We start from the raw sequence: 20,189 nt of genomic DNA on the forward strand, positions 1-20,189 counted from the left end.
AACTTGTGATCCCCACACCAATCGGGCATTTGTGCGGCGCGGCCAGCATGGCCGGCACGCGCGGACAAGTGTGGTGGATTGAAAAATGGTTGTTTCGCTTTCGCGCCGCGGCGCGGTCGAACCGTTCCACGCCATGGACATCCTGGCCGAGGCGAATCGGCTGAAAGCCAAGGGCCTGCCGGTCGTATCCATGGCCGTCGGCCAGCCTTCCGATCCGGCGCCGGCCGGGGTTCGCGAAGCGGCCGCCAATGCGTTGAAAGCAGGCCGCATCGGCTATACCGACGCGCTGGGCCTCGCCGGTCTGCGCAAGGCGATCGCGGCGCATTATGGCGAGCATTACGGGCTTGACGTTTCGCCCGAGCGGATAGCTGTCACCACCGGATCGTCGGCTGCCTTCAACCTTGCTTTTTTGGCGATGTTCGATCCAGGCGATCGCGTCGCCATCGCCGCCCCCGGCTATCCGGCCTATCGCAACATCATGGCCGCGCTCGGCATCGACATCGCCGAGATCGAGTTGGACGGCGCCGCCTATCTCCATGCCGAGCACCTGCAAGCTGCGCATCGCGAAAAACCTCTGAAGGGCGTGCTGTTCGCCAGCCCGGCCAACCCGACCGGCGCGGTCATTCCCGCCGGCGATCTCGAGGCGCTGGTCAAGACGGCGCAAGAGCTCGGCATCGCCGTAATCTCGGACGAAATCTATCACCGGCTGGCCTATGCGGCGCCAGACACGACCGCGCTTTCTTTCGGCGCGGATGTGACGGTGATCAATTCCTTCTCGAAATATTATTGCATGACCGGCTGGCGCATCGGCTGGATGGTGCTGCCGCAGGAGCTGGTGCGGCCGGTCGAGCGCATCGCCCAGAGCCTCTACATCTCGCCGCCCGAGCTGTCCCAGATTGCCGCGATCGAGGCGTTCAAGGCGACGCCAGAGCTGGAAGCGGTGAAGGCGCGCTATGCCTGGAACCGCGAGCTCCTGATGCAACGCCTGCCGGAGCTCGGCTTTGCTTTGGCCGCGCCCATGGACGGCGCGTTCTACGCCTTCTGCGACGTCACCAGGCACACCAATGACAGCATGGCGTTTGCGCGCCGGATGCTGGCCGAGGCGCATGTGGCGGCGACGCCCGGCCGCGATTTCGACCCGCTGCAGGGCCATCGCACGATGCGCTTTTCCTACGCCGGCAGCCACGACGACATGGTCGAGGCGATGGCGCGTATCGAACGCTGGCTGAAGTAGCGGGGGGCGACGATGCCGGAGCTTGAACAGGCGTCTCAACTTGAACAGGCGCCCCAGCTTGAACAGGCCTTGCGCGAGGTCGCCACCGAAATGGCGGAGCGTACCGATCGCGGCGACGTCGCCAGCTATATTCCCCAGCTCGGCAAGATCGATCCGAAAAAATTCGGCATCGCCGCGGTGACCAATGACGGCCGCGTGCTGACCGCGGGTGACGCCGACGAGGCGTTTTCAATCCAGAGCATCTCAAAGGTGTTCACGCTGACGCTGGCGCTCGGCAATGTCGGCGACGCGCTGTGGCAGCGGGTTGGGCGCGAACCTTCGGGCAATCCGTTCAACTCGATCGTCCAGCTCGAGCACGAGAACGGCATTCCGCGCAATCCATTCATCAATGCCGGCGCCATCGTGGTCTCAGACATCCTGCTTGCCGGCCATCAGCCGCGCGAGGCGATCGGCGAGATCCTGCGCTTTATCCAGTTCCTGGCCGATGACGACACGATCATCGTCGACCGTGAGGTCGCGGCGTCCGAACGCGCCACTGGCTTTCGCAATTTCGCGCTTGCCAATTACATGAAATCGTTCGGCAATCTCCACCATGCGCCGGAACTGGCGCTGGGCGTTTACTTTCACCATTGCGCTATCGCCATGAGCTGCCGGCAACTGGCCCTGGCCGGCCGCTTCCTCGCCAATGGCGGCAAGAACCCGGCGACCGGGCATTCCGTCGTCTCGGCAGAGCGCGCGCGCCGCATCGGCGCGATGATGCTGACCTGCGGCCACTATGACGGCTCCGGCGACTTCGCTTTCCGCGTCGGCATTCCCGGCAAGAGCGGCGTTGGCGGCGGCATATTGGGAATCGTGCCGGGCGTCGCCTCGCTTGCCGTCTGGTCGCCTGGCCTCAATGCCAACGGCAATTCCAGGCTGGGCTCGATCGCGCTGGAAAAACTGGCGAAGATAATGAACTGGTCGATCTTCGCACCATAGTGTCGTCGCCTGCAATTGGGGCAAAAAAATCCCGCGCAGCCGATCGGCGACGCGGGACTTTTCCAATCAGAAAGTCTGGCTAATGCACGCAAAGGCTTAGAAAAAACCCTTCCGCTGCCACCAGCCGGCACGCTTTGGCTTGTCTTCGGCCTTTGCTTCCTCGGTCTTTGCCTCGTCGGGAACGATCGAGGAGACGACCGGGACGACCGGAGCATCCACCGGTACGGGCTTGCGCCGCGACGGCCGGACCTTCGGCGTTTCCTCGGCAGCCGCCACTTCGGTCTCCGGCGACACCGGCGCGGGGGTCTCGCCGGAAGCCACTGAGGCGGCCTCGGCAGCCGATGTCTCGGCGACCGCAATCTCGGCAACTGCTTCCGCCGCAACCTTCTTCGGCTTGGCGGCGCGGCGCGGCTTCTTCGGCTTTTCGGCGCTCGGCATGTCGTCGTTCGCCGGAGCAAGCACCGCAAGCTCTTCCGCCGGCGGGGCACCTTCCGGTTCGCCGGTCACGGGCTCTGCTTCCGCCCCGGCACCGTCCGTCATGGCGGCTGGCTCGCCGGCGCTGGCTTCGACGCTGTCCTCGCCGTCTTCACGGCGATTGCGCTTGCCGCCGCGCTTGCCGCGCCGGCGCTTCTTGCCGTGACCGTCGTCCGCCGCTTCCGCCGTTTCGGCAACACCGGCCGGCGCTTCACGGCCCGCTTCGGCGCCTTGGTCGCCGGCGGCTACCAACGCATCGTCTGTCGGCGCCGAAACGGAAGCACCTTCCACAGCAGCGCCATGTTCGCGGTCCCGGTGGTCACGATCCCCGTGTTCACGATCCCCGTGTTCACGATCCTTGCCGCCCCGCCGTCTGCGGCGCTTGCGGCGCTTGCGATCGCGGCCTTCGCCGTCCTCGCCGGACCTTGGCTGCTGCGGCTGCGGCGCAAGGCGTGGCTGCTCGGCCTGCACCGGTGCCTCGTCTTCCTCCTCGATGACGATCTCGTCCTCGGGTTCTTCCGGCTCGACATAGGCCGGGAAGGTGCGCGCCTCGACGAAGCCTTCCGGCTTTTCGGCCAGCGCACCGCGGAAGATGGCATAGTGTTGTGCACCGACCGTATCATCGGCTTCGATGGTGATGGTGACACCGAAGCGGTGCTCGAATTCCACCAGCGTGCCGCGCTTGTGATTGAGCACATAGAGTGCGGTCGCTGCCGGCGTCCGCACCGTGATGTGGCTGCGCGAATCCTTGAGCAGGAATTCCTCGATTGCCCGTACCACCATCAGCGCGACCGACGAATCGGAGCGCACATGGCCGGTGCCGCCGCAATGCGGGCAAGGCTTCATCGTCGATTCCAGCACGCTGGCACGGATGCGCTGGCGCGACATCTCCATCAGGCCGAAATGCGAGATGCGGCCGACCTGGATGCGGGCACGATCGTTCTTGAGGTGATCCTTCAGCCGCTTCTCGACGGAGCGGTTGTTGCGGTTCTCCTCCATGTCGATGAAGTCGATGACGATGAGGCCGGCGAGATCGCGCAGCCTCAATTGCCGGGCGACTTCCTCGGCAGCTTCCAGATTGGTGTGAAGCGCGGTGTCCTCGATCGAGTGCTCCTTGGTGGAACGGCCCGAATTGACGTCGATGGCGACCAGCGCTTCCGTCTGGTTGATGATGATGTAGCCGCCGCTCTTCAGCGTCACCTGCGGCTGCAGCATGCGGTCGAGCTGCGCTTCGATGCCGTTGCGCACAAAGATCGGCGTCGTGTCGCGGAACGGCTGAACCACCTTGGCGTGGCTCGGCATCAGCATGCGCATGAAGTCCTTGGCCTCGCGGTAGCCTTCTTCGCCGGAAACCAGGATCTCGTCGATATCCTTGTTGTAAAGGTCGCGTACCGAGCGCTTGATCAGGCTGCCTTCCTCGTAAACCAGGGCAGGGGCCGTGGATTGCAGCGTCAGATTGCGGACGTTTTCCCAAAGCCGCATCAAATATTCGTAGTCGCGCTTGATCTCTGCCTTGGTGCGGCTTTCGCCGGCCGTACGCAGGATGACACCCATGCCCTGCGGCACTTCGAGATCGGCGACCACTTCCTTCAGCCGCTTGCGGTCCTGCGCATTGGTGATCTTGCGCGAAATGCCGCCGCCGCGCGCCGTGTTCGGCATCAGCACCGAATAGCGGCCGGCCAGCGACAGATAGGTGGTCAGCGCCGCGCCCTTGTTGCCGCGCTCTTCCTTGACGACCTGCACCAGCAGGATCTGCCGGCGCTTGATCACTTCCTGGATCTTGTACTGGCGGCGCACCGGCTTGCGGCGGTTGCGCACTTCTTCCAGCGCGTCTTCGGCGCCGACCGATTCGACCTCGTGATCGTCCGAATGCGAGGATTGCACCTCTTCCAGCATGCCGCGATCATTGTCTTCGGAGGTTGCCTCGCCGCTTGTCTCGGCCCCGCCCGTCTCGGCTTCGCTTAGCTCGACTTGCGGGACGGCTTCCGAGATTACGTCGGCATCGACGCTGGCAGCGATGGAACTGGAACCGCCTTCGGACGGCTCGGTCTCGCCGCGATCGGCGACTTCATCGCTCTGTCCGGCGGCACCCTCGCTCTGTCCAGCAACGTCGGACATGGTTTCGCCATTGTCGGTAGCGGCATCCAGCTTTTCTGCGACGGCACCTTCGCCGTTCTCGCCGTCGGACGCGCCTGCCTCGTGCCTGTGCTCGCCGCGGTCACGGCTCTTGCCGCCGCGCCGGCGTCCGCGCTTGCCACGGTCGCGGCTCTGGCGGTCCTCGCCTTCGGCGGCTTCCTCGTCCTCTTCGTCCTGGGCTTCCTGTGCTTCCGCACGCAGCAGCGCCTGACGGTCGGCGACCGGAATCTGGTAGTAGTCGGGATGTATTTCACTGAAGGCGAGGAAACCGTGACGGTTGCCGCCATATTCGACAAAGGCTGCCTGCAGGGAAGGTTCGACGCGCGTTACGCGGGCGAGATAGATATTTCCTTTGAGCTGCTTCTTGTCCTGGGATTCAAAGTCGAATTCTTCAATTCGGTTACCGCGAACGACGACAACGCGTGTTTCCTCCGGGTGGGAGGCGTCTATCAGCATTTTGTTGGGCATTATTTCGTTTCCTCCCGGCAGCCGTCGGCCGCAGCTTGCGGGGCAATGCCCGCTGCCGTGGACCTGGAACATGAGTGCCGGACAATTGAACGTCCGCCGGCCGCTGCCTGAGCGCCATGGCGGTGCCGCCCGCAGCCGTAGTGGCGCGGTTTGTTGCGGACCTTTCCATGATTGCGCTTGAAGCCATCGTCACCAGCAGAACCTTTTGAACCAAAGCCCGGGAAAAACCGGACCAGCTTGTTTGCTCATACAGAGCCGGCACGGGACAATCCCGGCCGTTTTGCTCACGCAGGCGATTCCCCCGCCACGGGAGCACGCCTGCGAAAATCGTCGCGATCACCGATGCCTTCTTCGCCTGAAGCGAAAGGAGCCGTCTTGCGTCTGACCTGTAGCAGGAAGCTGCGGAGGAGGACGGTTCCAGGATTGCAGTGATCCACCATCGCTTTTATGATTTGGCAGGTTGGAAGGCAACCCCGATTCCCGATGCCGGCAAAAAGCCGTTCCGCAGCGGAAGCACAGGTCCCAAGCCTTCCATGAAAAGGCTTGGTTAACCTTCTCTGGATACCAATCGTTAATCGAGTTCGCGGCCTGCCGGCACTTTGACAAGCAACAGGGCCCTTCGACAAGCGGTCGGGCATGACGCCAAAACGGGAGCGACTGGTAGAAAGATGGGACTGGCAAGCTTCGCAGACAAGGGCCGTCATCATGGAGGCTGGTTCTTCCGCACCGCCTGCCTGCTGTCGCTGATCCTGGCTTGCCTGGTCTTTTCGCCGCTTTCGCGTGCTGCCGACGCACCGCTTGCTGCCACAAGCTACAAGATGGCCGGCGATGCCACCAAGATGCGCATCGTCATCAATTTCGACCGCGAGCCCGACATCAAATGGTTCCTGCTGCGCGGCCCCGATCGCCTGGTCATCGATCTGCCGGCCACGAGATTCGCCCTCAATGCCAAGGACGTAAAGCCGCGCGGGCTTGTCCGCGCCGTGCGTTACGGCGAGCTCGGCGAGGGGAAATCGCGGCTGATTCTCACCGGCAAGGGACCGTTCGCCGTCGACAATCTCGACGTGCTCAAGAACGGTGACGGCAACGGCTACCGCATCGCCATCGACATGTCGGCGGCCTCGCAGCGAGAATTCGACGCAGCGCTCGCTAATCAGGCGCTGACGACCGGCTCGACGGTCTCCGCCGACAAGGCCGGCAGGGTCGGTACCGGGCCGGTCTCCAATCCGGGCCATCGTTTCACCGTCGTCGTCGATCCCGGCCATGGCGGCATCGACGGCGGTGCCGAGGGCCTGAACGGTACGGTCGAAAAGAACGTGACGCTCGCCTTTGCCATGGAACTGCGCGACAAGCTCGCCGCCAGCGGCAAATACGACGTGTTCCTGACGCGCGAAACGGACGAGTTCCTGCGGCTCGACGACCGCGTGCGCATTGCCCGCCAGCATGAGGCCGACCTGCTCATCTCGATCCATGCGGACACGATCAGCCTCAAGGGCATTCGCGGTGCAACCGTCTACACCGTGTCCGACAAGGCTTCCGATCCCGAGGCGCAGGCGCTTGCCGACCGTGAAAATCTTTCCGACCAGTTCGCCGGCATGGAGATCAAGGACGACAGCAAGGAAGTGACCGATATCCTGATCGACCTGATCCGCCGCGAGACGCATAATTTTTCGATGAGCTTCGCCCATACTCTCGTCGGCCAGCTTTCCACCAGCGTCGGTCTGATCAACAACCCGCAGCGTTCTGCCGGCTTCAAGGTGCTGAAGGCGCCGGACGTTCCATCCGTGCTGGTCGAACTCGGCTATCTGTCGAACGCCAAGGACGAAGCGCAGTTGCTCAGCGCCGATTGGCGCAACAAGGCGACCCAGAGCATAACCAATGCCGTTGCCCTGTTTGCTTCGGCCAGAAGCGGAACGGGGGCCGGAGGCTGAAATGCCCACCGGCGCCCACAACCTGAAGCAGCGTTGCACGGCGACAACACCCTGTGCTTTTATTTCCGGCATTCGAAACCGAAATCCCGCGCCGCCGTATTTTGCCCACATGGTCGCGACATGGATTTTGCGATTACGGTTTGGGATCGTCCCGAAAGCTTGCGTGAAGGGCGGCTTCGTTTAGGAAATTCCCGAACCAAGGACTGGAGCGGGTATGATTCGTCTCATTGGCTATTTCTTCGGCATCGGCACGACGCTGGCCCTTTTGGTCGCGGCGGGCGTGGCGATCTATATCGGCCATTTGTCGAAGGACCTGCCCGATTATGAGGTGCTGGCCAAATACGAGCCGCCGGTGACGACCCGCATCCACGCGTCGGATGGCGCGCTGATGGCCGAATATGCGCGTGAGCGGCGGCTTTATCTGCCGATTCAGGCGATCCCGGATCGTGTCAAGGCGGCCTTCCTGTCGGCCGAGGACAAGAATTTTTACAATCACCCCGGCATCGACGTGACCGGCCTTGGCCGCGCCATTGTCGTCAACCTGCAGAATGTTGGCTCGGGAAAGCGCCAGGTCGGCGCCTCGACGATTACCCAGCAGGTGGCAAAAAACTTCCTGTTGTCTTCGGATCAGACCTACGAGCGTAAGATCAAGGAGATGATCCTCGCCTTCCGCATCGAGCAGGCCTATTCGAAGGATCGCATTCTCGAGCTCTATCTCAACGAGATTTTCTTCGGCTTCGGCGCCTATGGCGTCGCCGGTGCTGCACTCACCTATTTCGACAAATCGGTGAACGAGCTCACCGTTGCCGAAGCCGCCTATCTCGCCTCCCTGCCAAAGGGGCCGAACAACTACCATCCCTTCAAGCATGCCGATCGCGCCTTGGAGCGCCGCAACTGGGTCATCGACCAGATGGTCGAGAACGGCTACGTCACGCATGAAGAAGGCGAGAAGGCCAAGGCCGAGCCGCTCGGCGTCACGCCGCGCCGCACCGGCAACTATCTCTTCGCCGGGGAGTATTTCACCGAGGAAGTGCGTCGCCAGATCATCGCGCGCTATGGCGAGAATGCGCTCTACGAAGGCGGCCTTTCCGTCCGCACGACGCTCGATCCGAAGATGCAGCTGATTGCCCGCAAGGCCATGCAGAACGGTCTCATGAAGTTCGACACGTTGCGCGGCTACCGCGGGCCGGTCACGAGCATCGACATTTCCGGCGACTGGGGCGTGCCGCTCGGCAACGTCAAGCGATTGGAGGACGTGCCGGAATGGTCGCTCGCCGTCGTGCTCGACAGCTCTGCCACCGGCCTGTCCATCGGCCTGCAGCCGACGCGCCAGATCTCCGGTGAAATCGTCAAGGACCGCGTCGAAGGCACCGTCAGCAAGGAAGACATGAGCTTCGCCATGCGCCACGTCGTCGACGGCAGGACCGTCAAGGCGAAGTCGCCGGCCGACGTGCTGAAGCCGGGCGACGTGATTTTCGTGCAGAAGAACGAGGGCTCGGACAACAGCTACAGCTTGCGCCAGGTTCCCGAAGTGGAAGGCGGCCTGATCGCCATGGATCCGCATACCGGACGTGTCCTGGCCATGGTCGGCGGTTTCTCCTACGCGCAGTCGGAGTTCAACCGGGCGACGCAGGCCATGCGCCAGCCCGGATCGTCGTTCAAGCCGATCGTCTATTCGGCCGCCCTCGACAATGGCTATACGCCCGCCTCCGTGATCATGGACGGGCCGATCACCATCCAGAGCGGCAACACGACCTGGACGCCCAAGAATTACGACGGAACGGTTGCCGGCCCGGCGACCTTGCGCTCCGGTATCGAGAAATCGCGCAATCTGATGACGGTGCGGCTTGCCAACGACATGGGCATGAAGCTGGTCGTGGAGTATGCCGAGCGTTTCGGCGTCTACGACCATCTGGCGCCGTATCTGCCGATGGCGCTGGGATCAGGCGAGACGACGGTGATGCGCATGGTGTCGGCCTATTCGATCATGGCCAATGGCGGCAAGTCGATCAAGCCGTCGCTGATCGACCGCATCCAGGACCGCTACGGCAAGACCGTCTTTAGGCAGGACGAACGCGGATGCTCGAACTGCAACGCCGCCGAGTGGCAGAACCAGCCAGAGCCGGAGCTGGTCGACAATTCCGAGCAGGTGCTCGATCCGATGACCGCCTACCAGATCACATCGATGATGGAGGGCGTCGTGCAACGCGGCACCGGCGCCACCATCAACGAGCTCGGCCGTCACATCGCCGGCAAGACCGGAACGACCAACGACGAAAAGGATGCCTGGTTCATCGGCTATACGCCGAACCTCGTTGTCGGCCTTTATATGGGCTACGATCAGCCGAAAGGCCTTGGCAAGGGCGCGACCGGCGGCGGCCTCGCCGCGCCGATCTTCAAGGATTTCATGCGCGTGGCGCTGGACGGCACGCCCAATGTCGACTTCAAGGTTCCGGAAGGCATGAAGCTGATTGCGATCAATCGCAAGACCGGCATGCGAGCCAACGCGGGCGACGCCGGAACCATCATCGAAGCCTTCAAGCCGGGTACCGGTCCCGCCGACAGTTATTGGGTGATCGGCATGGGTGCGGACGGCTCCAACGCCACCGGCGGGGCGCTGTCGCCGCAGGCCAACCAGGCCATCCAGTCGGGCGGCGGCGGGCTCTACTGATAATCGCTGCATCGGGTCGGACCGGCTTGACGATGATGGTCGAGCCGGTCCATTCCGCTTTACAGGGGCCGGTACATTACAGGGCCGGCGCTTTACAGGAGACTGTGCCGTCCCTATGTATCGCGCCACCAAACCGCCATCCAGCAACAGGACAGAACAGCCAGCCATGCGCGCGGAAACGCAAAACATTGTCGACGAGATCAGGCAGGCAATCACCCTGCTGAGGAGGCATCTTTGACTGGGACCAAGCCATAAAGCGGCTTGAATACCTGAACGTCCGTGCCGAGGATTCGAGCCTCTGGAACGAGCCGCTGGAAGCGCAAAAGCTGATGCGCGAGCGTCAGGGCCTCGAGGAAGGCATTGCCGCGGTCAAAGGCCTCACCCAGGCCCTGGAAGACAATATCGGCCTCATCGAGCTTGGCGAGGAAGAGGGCGACGAGGGCGTCATCGCGGAGGCCGAAGCGGCGATCCGCTCGATGCGCGGCGAGGCCAAGGCGCGCCAGATCGAGACGCTGCTGTCGGGCGAGGCTGACGCCAACGATAGCTATCTGGAGGTCCATGCCGGCGCCGGCGGCACCGAAAGCCAGGACTGGGCCTCGATGCTTCTGCGCATGTATACGCGCTGGGCCGAGCGCCGGCGCTTCAAGGTCGAGGTGCTTGAAGTGCATGACGGCGAAGAAGCCGGCATCAAGTCCGCCACGCTGCTGATCAAGGGCCACAACGCCTATGGCTGGCTGAAGACGGAATCGGGCGTGCATCGTCTCGTGCGGATTTCGCCCTATGACAGCAATGCGCGCCGCCACACCTCCTTCGCCAGCGTCTGGGTCTATCCCGTCATCGACGATACGATCGACATCGACGTTTCCGAATCCGACGTCCGTATCGACACGTATCGGTCGTCGGGATCGGGCGGCCAGCACGTCAACACCACCGATTCGGCGGTGCGCATAACCCATCTCGCCACCGGTATCGCGGTTGCCTGCCAGGCCGAGCGCTCCCAGCACAAGAACAAGGCCAAGGCCTGGGAAATGCTGCGCTCGCGGCTTTACGAGGAAGAGCTGAAGAGGCGCGAAGCGGTGGCGAACGCCACCGAAGCGTCGAAGAGCGATATTGGCTGGGGCCACCAGATACGGTCCTACGTGCTGCAGCCCTATCAGCTGGTGAAAGATCTGCGCACCGGCGTCGAGAGCACCAGCCCGTCGAGCGTGCTCGACGGCGACCTCGACGATTTCATGGAAGCCTCGCTGTCGCAGCGGATCGAAGGTGGCGCCGGCGAAACGGTGGCCGATATCGACTGAGGCGCCGGGCACCAATCCGGCAGGAACGTGGGTTCATCACGCGAGCGTTACGGCCACCGCGCGAGAGTGACGAGCTCTCAATTCGCACTTACCTGTCGTTCTACAACTTTGTTTTTCATCGGATTCTTCAAGATCGATTTCCGCTTTTGACGCGGATGTCGCCGGCCGCCGGTGCCAAGCCTGGAACCAGCGCGAGCCAAATCCCGTTATTGGCGATCCCGTTGCCGGGCTTGACCAGGTTTCGTCAATCAGGGCGGCAGGTTGGTTCCGACTGCAGAGGTCGGCGTTCGGTTGCGACAGCAATTGCTTGCGCCAGCCAAGGAATCAGCCCAGCATTCATGCGCTGGGGAGGAAAAAGCATTTATGGCCGGACGCGGCGTATCTGCGACCTGACGATCCGGCCACTGGGAAGACACGTTCCGGGAACGGGCAAGCGAGATGCTTGACAACCGTTGATAGGAACTGCGCTCATGCCTGCTCTCACAACCAGACCGGCCTCAGTCGCCCGCACGGCGCGCCGACTCCTGAATTCACTTGTCGCGGCAGTGGTTTTGATTGCTGCCGCCATTCCATTTGCGGCGCCTGCTCTGGCGCATGATGCCAAACCGACCGCGGCCATGCCGCAAGGCTGGAGCTATCCGTTCTCCTGCTGCTCGGGCTATGATTGCCGCGAGGTCTCTCAGACATCGATCAGCGAACGTCCGGAGGGCTATGTCATCAAAGGAACCGGGGAGGTCGTGGCCTATAGCGACAAGCGGATCAAGAATTCGCCCGACGGCGAATATCATTGGTGCTCCGTTGCCGGTGCCAATGACGGAAAGACCATCTGCCTGTTCGTGCCGCCATCGTCCTATTAGCGCATGACGCCCAAAGCTTGCCGACGGGTGACCCGAGGGTGTGCGGCGGCTTTGGATCGATGAGCCTTCGATCGGCACTCCAGCACTGTTAACCTGTGCATCGCAGGCTCACAGGCCTGCTGACCGGCAGTTGTCAGGAGCGTTTCTTTATGCTGCCTTTGCCGTACGGGCGGCGGCATTGTGAGGGACCAATTCATGACCATCAAGGCAAGCTGCCACTGCAAGGCGACGACATTCGAGGTTTCGCAAGCGCCGCAGACAGTGACGCGATGCACCTGTTCCTTCTGTTCGAAACGCGGTTCGTTGTGGGCCTATTACACCCCATCGCAATTCAGACTCACCAGCCCGCCGGAGAATGTTTCGTTCTACCTGTGGGGATCGAAAACCATAAAACACGGTTTTTGCGCCACCTGCGGCTGTGGCACCTTCACCGAGACGCCGGACTGGTCGACAGGCGAGCCGAATTTCGACAATCCGAAGATCAGCGTGAACTCGCGGCTGTTCGACGATTTCGATCTCGACACGGTCGAAGTGGTGGTCATCGACGGCAAGAATCTCTGGTAGCCGGTCGAATTGCGGTGGTCGCACGAGCCGCCGCAGGCGTGTGGAATTGGGCCGGGAAAAGCCGCGGCAACGGCTTTTGCTGGTCCGCTTTTCGCCGCATTTCATGTTACAAGTCGCTGGAAGGGCTGATGCGGTGCGCCGTTGCGCGGCCGTGGAATGGAGAGGGACCACCATATGAAAAAGATTGTGCTCGCCGTCGTGGCGACGGCTGTGCTCGTGAGCGCATGCACCACCGATCCCTACACCGGGGAACAGAAGGTTTCCAACACCGCTGCCGGCGCCGGTCTCGGTGCTTTGGCGGGTGCCGGGCTCGGCATGCTAGCCGGCGGTAACGACCGCCGCAACGCGCTGATCGGCGCGGGCATCGGCGCGCTTGCCGGCGGTGCCATCGGTGCCACCATGGACCAGAACGAGGCCGAACTGCGCCGACAGCTTCAGGGCACCGGCGTCAGCGTCACCCGCACCGGCGACCAGATCATCCTCAATATGCCGTCCGACATTACCTTCAACGTCGACCAGGACGCGGTGAAGGCCGGTTTCTATCCGGTGCTGAATTCAGTGGCCCTTGTGCTGAAAAAGTTCCGCCAGACCACGGTCGACGTGTTCGGCCACACCGACTCGACCGGCAGCGACGAGCACAATTTCGACCTGTCGCAGCGCCGTGCTTTGGCGGTCGCCAACTATCTGTCCGGACAGGGCGTCGATTCCCGCCGCTTCGCCGTCACCGGCTTCGGCAAGACGCGTCCGATCGCCTCCAACGCGACCGCTGCCGGCCGGGCTCAGAACCGCCGCGTCGAGATCCAGCTGTCGCCGCTTACCTGAGGCAAGCGCACAAACCGGCAGCGGCCTCGCAAGGGGCCGCTCTAATGGCTAGGCCGGCCCTATGGCCGCCGGCACCCTTCATTCGTGATGTCAGGACCGGGCCGGTTGATCGACAATCGCGGCAACGATCCGGCGCACGATCGGAAGCACAATCAGCAGACTGGGAAACGCAACAAGCCATGAAGCGCCCCATGCATAGCTCCAGGCCGCTATAAACCCGTTGGTCCAGCCTGCGCCGATTGCCGTCGAAACCGCCGAGACAATCGACGACATCAGAATCGAAAGAACCAACGGCATCACCACCGCGCCGTAGGAGGGCGGCAGCTTTTTCAACTTGAAGGCTTGGTCCGGTGATGCTTGCATCGAAGTCTCCTAATCAGAAAATATGCGTAGGCGTTATTGTGAGGACGATCAGGCGGCATATGCCGTCTGCAGCGCCAGTTCCCGAATGAAGCTTCGCAGCGAACGCGGCTCGCGGCCAAGCACGGCACGCAACGTCAGGCTGTTCCCGCCGAGGCCGTATTTGGCGTAGTGGCTGTGTACTTTGGCCAGCATCTGCAACTGCCTGTCGGTATAGGGAAGGCGGGCCTTCGCCGCCCAGTCCTGAAATGTCGGCTCGCCCGCCGAAACCGGCCGGCCAAGCGCTTCGCTCATCATGGCGACGACCTCTTCGCGGCTGTGCATACCGTCGGCGCACAGCTCGAGGGTCGCATAGGACAAACGCGCTTCGGTCAATGCGATTGCCGCCACTTCAGCCACATCGCGATAGTCGACGCGGGCGAGCTTCGCCGTCCTTGGAAACGGCTCGGCGAAAACGCCGTGCTCGACGACGGACGGCCAGGCCGCCGCGATATTTTGCATGAAATTGGCCGGGTGCAGAATGGTGTATTCCATGTTCGTCGAATAGAGGGCAGCTTCGACGGGTACCTTGCTTGCATGGTTTTCCAGCCTCGTATTGGTCGGCTGGATCACCGACGAAAAGACGAACTTTCGAACGCCCGCTCGCGCCGCTGCCTCAACCATGGCAACCCCCATGGCGGCTTCGTCGGCAGCAAAGGCCGGTCCGATGTGAAAGACACCGTCGACACCTTTCACGGCCTGCTCAAGGCTCTGATGGTTGCGCAGATCTCCGATCGCGATCTCGGATGCGCCGGCTTTCCGGGCTTTTTCGGCACTCGCGGCGTCACGAACAAGCGCCCGAATCCTGGCATTGCGGCGGACGAGTTCAGGCACCACCAAACCGGCAACGCGGCCTGCGGCGCCTACGACCAGGACGGTTGGACTGGGTGTTCGCATGACGATCTCCTTCCCTCGAGTCTGCCTTTCGGCCTGTGCAGGGAAGATAAAATCTAGCGGACTGCGTTACAATTCATCGATTTTGCGATAGTTTATCCCGATTTTCGGGAGAAATAGGCGATGAGCCGGATAGACGATTTCGAAGCCTTCATTGCCATTGTCGAGCATGGCAGCCTGACGGCTGCCGCACGCCGGCTGAACCGTTCGCTGCAGTCGGTCAGCCGGTCCCTGGCGACATTGGAGGAATCGATCGGGGTCGAGCTTCTGCACAGGACCACACGCCGCTCGACGCCGAGCGAAGCCGGAGCGGCCTTTTTCCAGCGCATCAAACCCGCCGTCGAGGAGATTAACGAAGCCAGGCTTCAGGCGGCCAACCGACGATCCGAGCCGTCCGGCATCCTGCGCATGAGCGCCCCGGTTCTGTTCGGCCCGGACTTCCTCGTGCCGGTTATCGCCGACTATATGCGGACATATCCCCGGGTCGAGGTTGACCTCCAGCTTTCCGATGAATTTGTCGATCTCGATGCCGAGGGTCTCGATCTGGCGGTAAGGATCGGCAATTTGCCGGATTCCAATTTACGTGCGAAGCGCCTGGGCGCACTGCGGCGCGTGGTGTTCGGCGCACCTGCCTACTTCCAGCAACACGGCCGACCGGCCCATCCGCTCGAATTGCGCGAGCATGAATGCATCGTACGAACCGTTGACGGCCGCCCAGGCGAATGGATGTTTCAGATAGAAGGCAAGCCCCGGCCGGTGAAGGTCGCGGGCACCTTCCGGTCAAATTTGATGATATCGATCTATGCAGCCGCGGTTCACGGATTGGGTTTGGGCTACTCGCCGCTTTGGCAGGTAAAACACCTGGTGGACGACGGCCGCCTGGAACTGGCTCTGACCGAATTCGAGCCAGTGCCGGTGCCGATACACGCCGTGTGGCCGGAAGGCAGATCATCCTCGGCCAAAGTCCGCGCTTTTCTGGACCTGTTGGCATCCCGCCTGGAACTCAAGAACCTTTAGGCGCAGACCAAACTCAACGCCGAGCTTACCTCATTGACATCAAGTTCGTGACTAGAACAGCCGTGGCGGCATCGAGTGCGGGTTGATGGACCTCCGAATGACCGATGTCCTTCAACTGATCGGTCGTCAAATCTGCCAGTGCCCTCCGTCTTGCGGCGGTCCGCCGCCATCCCGTGAAGGCAGCGATCATCATTGCTGCGCCTTTCAGGCTAGACCCAAGCAAGCGTTTGGACATGCTGCGGGCGGCGCGAGTTTCCGAGTGAGCCATTGTTTTGGTCTCCCATTTCGAGTTTGCGCATGGGAGCGTGCCACGCAGACGTTTTCGGCCTGTTCGGCTGAGCGTGAACAACTGGGAGAAGTCCGACGAGCCGCCGTTAAATCGGTGTTAAATCGATCCACCGAGATGCTATTCTGTCGCCGCGGTCAAAGTCTGGAGACGATTTGTGCGCATCCGGTTGCTTGGTGGCCTGGAGGTTACTTCCCCGGAGCACCGGCCTGTCCGGTTCGCCACACGCAAGACTTCGCTCCTTTTTGCTGCCCTGGTTCTCGCGGGCCGCCGCGGCCATGGTCGCGAGCAGCTTTCCGAAGCCTTTTGGCCGGGGCGAAGCAACGGGCAGGCCCGCAATAGTTTGCGGCAAGCGCTAGTCGACATCAGGCGCACGTTCCCCGCCAGCTCGGATGCAGCCGTCTACATCTATGGGGATCAGGAAACCGTTGCACTTATTGCCGGTCCGGATGAGGCGGACATCTCGATCTTCGACAGGAAATTGGAGCAGGGCCGAACCGCCGATCTCGCCTTCGCCGCCGATCTCTACCGCGGCGAGCTGCTTGCCGGGCAAGCCATCCCTGACGAACTGGACGAGTGGTTTGGACCGTATCTGAGCAAGTATCAGCGCAAGGCGCTGCAATTGGTCGACCGGCTGAGCCTGGCGCTGCCCGCACCCGGCTCAGCCGAAAAGACGGCCTGCGAAGGGCTCGCGGAGAGATTGCTCGCCTCGGATCCGACGGCGGAGGCAGCCCATCGGGCGCTGATCCGCATCCACGCTCATCGAGGCCACGAAAACGCCGCCTTGCGTCAGTTCGAGCTGTGTCGGGCAGCTTTAAGGAAACATCTGAACGCCGAGCCTGAAGAGCAGACAAGCTCGCTGGCGGCTTCCCTGCAGTCCCGTGAACGACCTGAACATCAGCGGCCGGAGCCAAGCTCTGGCGCCGCATCACTGGCGCCGGTTCTGGCAGTCCCGACGAGGCGCGACGACCAGCCATCGATTGCGGTGCTGCCGTTTCAGAACCTAAGCGGTGATATCGAGCAGGAATATTTTGCCGACGGCATGGTGGAAGACATTGTCACCGCCTTGGCTCACTTTCGGCACCTGTTCGTAGTCGCACGGAATTCGAGCTTCACCTACAGGGGACGGTCCATAGACATAAAGCAGGTCGGGCGTGAGCTGGGCGTGCGCTATGTGGTCGAGGGAAGTGTTCGCCGGGCGGGCGACCGCCTGCGCATCGCCGGGCAGCTCATCGACACCTCGACGGAGGCCTATCTCTGGGCCGACCGTTTTGACGGGACGCTCGCCGAAGTCTTCGATCTGCAGGACCAGGTCGCCTCGAGTATTGTCGGTGCAATCACACCGAAAATGGAGGAGGCTGAGATCGAGCGTGCCAAACGCAAGCCGACAGAAAGCCTCACGCTTATGATTACTACCTCCGCGGGCTGGCGGCCTTTGACCGGACGATCACTAGTAGATCGGCCATCGACGATGCCTTGCGCCTCTTCATGAAAGCGATCGACCGTGACCGGGAGTTTGCCGCAGCCTATGCGCGGGCGGCGCGGTGCTACGCCACCCGAAAAAGCAACGGCTGGATGGTCGACCGCGCGAAAGAGAATGCCGAGGCTACTCGACTGGCCAGGAGAGCGGTCGAACTCGGAAGGGACGATGCGATTGCGCTTTCCTTCGGTGGATACGTCCTCGGCTACGTAGGTGGCGACCTTGACGACAGTGCGGCTTGCATCGATCGCGCGCTCGTTCTCAACCCGAATCTAGCGGCCGCGTGGGGCCTAAGCAGCTGGGTCAAGGCTTGCTCTGGCGAGCCAGGCAAGGCCGTCGAGCACGCCGCGCTTGCCATGCGCCTAAGCCCATTGGATCCACGTCTGTTCGCTTGGCAATTCAACACCGGGCTCGCTCATTTTTGTGCCGGCCACTACGATGACGCCGCCGCTTGGGCGGGAAAGTCGCTACGGTACCAACCGAACTGCGTGAGCGCGATGCGTGTAGTGGCGGCGAGTCATGCCCTGGCGGGGCGCCTGTCGGAAGCGCAGCAGATTATGGCCCGGGTCTGCGAGGTCGATCCCTCGCTGCGGCTCTCGAATCTCGCCGAGGTGCTGCCGCCGTTTTATCGACCGGACGATCGCAGCAGATATATCGAAGGTCTTCGCAAGGCGGGCCTGCCGGACTGACTGGCGGCAACGCTTCGCGCGGCCATGGGACGCGCAAGCTGGATATCAGACCTTGGCGACGATCCGCATGAAGGCCGGCATGTCGTCGCCGAAGCCGACGGTCGCGTCGTTGTCTTCCTGGCGCTGGCGGGCAGGGCGCTCGCGCTGCGGCCTGGTGTCGCCACGTTCCGGCGCGCGCCGTTCGTTGCGATCGGGCGAAGCCTTCCGTTCAGGTGAAGCCTGGCGCTCGCTGTTTTCCGAGCGGATCGCCTCCTTGCGGGTACGCCGCTCGCCGATGTCGGCGACTGCGGCTTCGGCCACGACCGGCTGTTCCTCGCTAACCGCTCCCGGCTCTGCTTCTTCGCTGCGCTTGGCGTGGCGTTCACGCGGCTTGCGCTCGCCCCTGTCCTTGGCGTCGTCCTTGCGCCCGGCGCGGCGTGGCGCACCACGGCCACGGCGCGGGGCCTCGTCCTCGCCGCCCTCGCTGGCGACGACTGTCGACAGGTCGCCGTCATGCCACTCGATCTTGGTGCCGATCAGCCGTTCGATGGCGTCGATGTATTTGGTGTCCGATTTGGTCGCGATGGTGAAGGATTTGCCCGAGCGTCCGGCGCGGCCGGTGCGGCCGATGCGGTGGACATAATCCTCGGCGTGGATCGGCACGTCGTAGTTGAAGACATGGCTGACGTCGGGAATGTCGAGGCCGCGCGCCGCGACGTCCGAAGCGACGAGGTAGCGCAGCTTGCCGTCACGGAAATTGGCCAGCATCTGCATGCGCGCGCGCTGGTCCATGTCGCCGTGCAGAGCGCCGGCGTCGAAATCATATTTCAGTAGTGAGCGGAACAGCTCCGACACTTCGATCTTGCGGTTGCAGAAGATAATGGCGTTCTTCAGCTCGGCATCCTCGGCCTTCATCAGATTGCGCAGCGTCTCGCGCTTGTCCCAGGGTTTTGGCCCGGATTTCACCAGCCGCTGGGTGATGTTGGTGGCGGCCGATGCTGCCTTCGACACTTCGACGCGCACCGGCGCGTGCAGGAATTTCTCGGTGAGCTTGGTGATTTCCGGTGGCATCGTCGCCGAGAAGAACAGCGTTTGCCTGGTGAACGGGATCATTTCGCAGATGCGCTCGATATCGGGGATAAAGCCCATGTCGAGCATGCGGTCGGCCTCGTCGATGACGAGGATCTCGACGCCGTTGAGCAGGAGCTTGCCGCGTTCGCGATGGTCGAGCAGGCGGCCTGGCGTCGCGATCAGCACGTCGGCGCCGCGCTCGAGCTTCTTGTCCTGCTCGTCGAAGGACACGCCGCCGATCAGCAGCGCGATGTTGAGCTTGTGGTTCTTGCCGTATTTGACGAAGTTTTCCTCGACCTGCGCGGCGAGCTCGCGCGTCGGCTCGAGGATCAGCGTGCGCGGCATGCGGGCGCGGGCGCGGCCCTTTTCCAGCCGGGTGAGCATCGGCAGGACAAAGGACGCCGTCTTGCCGGTGCCGGTCTGGGCAATGCCTAGCACGTCCTTGCCGAGCAAGGCGTGCGGGATAGCACCAGCCTGGATCGGCGTCGGCTCGGTGTAGCCGGCATCGGTAACTGCGGAAAGGACCTTCGGCGACAGGCCGAGGTCTGCGAAGGTCAACGCTTCTTGAGCGATCTGGGTGTCTGAGGACAAGTTTGGCGGTCTTTGGCTGGTTCGGGGGCGCAACGTAAGCAGTCGCGGCAAGCGCCGCGCGCCTGCAAGATTGGTATTGCAGGTAGGCGCAAGCCCACGATTTGTCAACACAAACGGGCGGCATTGGCACGATTGTGAAGTCGTAACCTTAATCGCGATGGTTACCGCATCGCCGATGCCGACTTTCCAGGAAGGCAACAGTTTTTTCCGCACCAGCGCAAGTGTTGCGGATCAGCAACGCCTTGCTGCATTCATCCCGATTGCACGGCAAAATTGCATTTAGGATTTGAGTTGGAGCAGAAACCTTGACACGAATGATTCATCCATTTTTCTTAGTCGAGGGGCCACAT

The 20,189-nt window shown here is 62.5% G+C and carries 15 protein-coding genes and 1 pseudogene; 11 read left to right on the forward strand and 5 right to left on the reverse strand.

Going from position 1 to position 20,189, the window contains the following annotated elements; translation table 11 throughout:
- Positions 1–85 precede the first annotated feature (85 nt).
- Together NKJ17_RS21400 and NKJ17_RS21405 are read left to right on the forward strand one after the other, a co-directional pair.
- Positions 86–1,234, forward strand: coding sequence for a pyridoxal phosphate-dependent aminotransferase (locus tag NKJ17_RS21400; RefSeq protein WP_352508565.1), 1,149 nt, complete (start codon positions 86–88; stop codon positions 1,232–1,234).
- 12 nt (positions 1,235–1,246) lie between these two features.
- On the forward strand, positions 1,247–2,212 hold the full coding sequence (locus NKJ17_RS21405; protein WP_254817099.1) for a glutaminase: 966 nt from the start codon (positions 1,247–1,249) through the stop codon (positions 2,210–2,212).
- A 96-nt stretch (positions 2,213–2,308) separates the two neighbouring features.
- Here NKJ17_RS21405 and NKJ17_RS21410 read toward each other — a convergent pair whose 3' ends face one another.
- A complete protein-coding gene (locus NKJ17_RS21410) occupies positions 2,309–5,290 on the reverse strand; it encodes a ribonuclease E/G (RefSeq protein ID WP_352689926.1) in 2,982 nt (993 codons plus the stop codon).
- A gap of 668 nt (positions 5,291–5,958) precedes the next feature.
- On the opposite strand from NKJ17_RS21410, the gene NKJ17_RS21415 reads away from it, so the two are divergent.
- From NKJ17_RS21415 to NKJ17_RS21440, 6 genes are all read left to right on the forward strand, one after another.
- Positions 5,959–7,221: an N-acetylmuramoyl-L-alanine amidase gene (locus NKJ17_RS21415; protein ID WP_352508563.1), complete on the forward strand. Its 1,263-nt coding sequence runs from the start codon at positions 5,959–5,961 to the stop codon at positions 7,219–7,221.
- 214 nt (positions 7,222–7,435) lie between these two features.
- Positions 7,436–9,892: a penicillin-binding protein 1A gene (locus NKJ17_RS21420; RefSeq protein ID WP_352508562.1), complete on the forward strand. Its 2,457-nt coding sequence runs from the start codon at positions 7,436–7,438 to the stop codon at positions 9,890–9,892.
- A gap of 166 nt (positions 9,893–10,058) precedes the next feature.
- Positions 10,059–11,190 (forward strand): peptide chain release factor 2 gene (prfB, locus tag NKJ17_RS21425; RefSeq protein WP_254817103.1). Its coding sequence is split into 2 segments (ribosomal slippage): positions 10,059–10,124 and positions 10,126–11,190, totalling 1,131 coding nucleotides; the frame shifts between segments, so codons are not numbered across the junction.
- Between the two features lie 470 nt (positions 11,191–11,660).
- Positions 11,661–12,047: a hypothetical protein gene (locus tag NKJ17_RS21430; protein ID WP_352508561.1), complete on the forward strand. Its 387-nt coding sequence runs from the start codon at positions 11,661–11,663 to the stop codon at positions 12,045–12,047.
- A 195-nt stretch (positions 12,048–12,242) separates the two neighbouring features.
- A complete protein-coding gene (locus tag NKJ17_RS21435) occupies positions 12,243–12,611 on the forward strand; it encodes a GFA family protein (protein WP_254817105.1) in 369 nt (122 codons plus the stop codon).
- Positions 12,612–12,785: 174 nt separating this feature from the next.
- Complete coding sequence (locus NKJ17_RS21440; protein WP_254817106.1) at positions 12,786–13,433, forward strand: YiaD family glycine zipper/OmpA-like lipoprotein; 648 nt, start codon at positions 12,786–12,788, stop codon at positions 13,431–13,433.
- Between the two features lie 90 nt (positions 13,434–13,523).
- On the opposite strand, the gene NKJ17_RS21445 is transcribed toward NKJ17_RS21440, so the two are convergent.
- Entirely contained in the window at positions 13,524–13,796 is a 273-nt protein-coding gene (locus tag NKJ17_RS21445; RefSeq protein WP_352508560.1) for a DUF2798 domain-containing protein, read from the reverse strand.
- 48 nt (positions 13,797–13,844) lie between these two features.
- The gene (locus NKJ17_RS21450; RefSeq protein ID WP_352508559.1) at positions 13,845–14,729 is read right to left on the reverse strand and encodes an NmrA/HSCARG family protein; all 885 of its coding nucleotides are present in this window, start codon (positions 14,727–14,729) and stop codon (positions 13,845–13,847) included.
- 120 nt (positions 14,730–14,849) lie between these two features.
- On the opposite strand from NKJ17_RS21450, the gene NKJ17_RS21455 reads away from it, so the two are divergent.
- Positions 14,850–15,743, forward strand: a complete 894-nt coding sequence (locus NKJ17_RS21455; protein WP_352508558.1) for a LysR family transcriptional regulator — start codon at positions 14,850–14,852, stop codon at positions 15,741–15,743.
- 25 nt (positions 15,744–15,768) lie between these two features.
- Here the strand turns inward: NKJ17_RS21455 and NKJ17_RS21460 are convergent, their stop codons facing one another.
- Positions 15,769–16,011, reverse strand: coding sequence for a YjiS-like domain-containing protein (locus NKJ17_RS21460; protein ID WP_352689927.1), 243 nt, complete (start codon positions 16,009–16,011; stop codon positions 15,769–15,771).
- A gap of 175 nt (positions 16,012–16,186) precedes the next feature.
- Between NKJ17_RS21460 and NKJ17_RS21465 the strand changes: the two are divergent.
- Positions 16,187–18,198, forward strand: a pseudogene (locus NKJ17_RS21465) (BTAD domain-containing putative transcriptional regulator).
- 45 nt (positions 18,199–18,243) lie between these two features.
- On the opposite strand, the gene NKJ17_RS21470 reads toward NKJ17_RS21465, so the two are convergent.
- Entirely contained in the window at positions 18,244–19,839 is a 1,596-nt protein-coding gene (locus tag NKJ17_RS21470; protein WP_352508557.1) for a DEAD/DEAH box helicase, read from the reverse strand.
- Between NKJ17_RS21470 and NKJ17_RS21475 the strand changes: the two genes are divergently transcribed.
- Entirely contained in the window at positions 19,826–20,122 is a 297-nt protein-coding gene (locus tag NKJ17_RS21475) for a hypothetical protein (RefSeq protein ID WP_352508556.1), read from the forward strand. The genes NKJ17_RS21470 and NKJ17_RS21475 overlap by 14 nt on opposite strands.
- Positions 20,123–20,189 lie beyond the last annotated feature (67 nt).

This window comes from Mesorhizobium sp. M0208 (assembly GCF_040322015.1).
GTDB lineage: Bacteria > Pseudomonadota > Alphaproteobacteria > Rhizobiales > Rhizobiaceae > Mesorhizobium.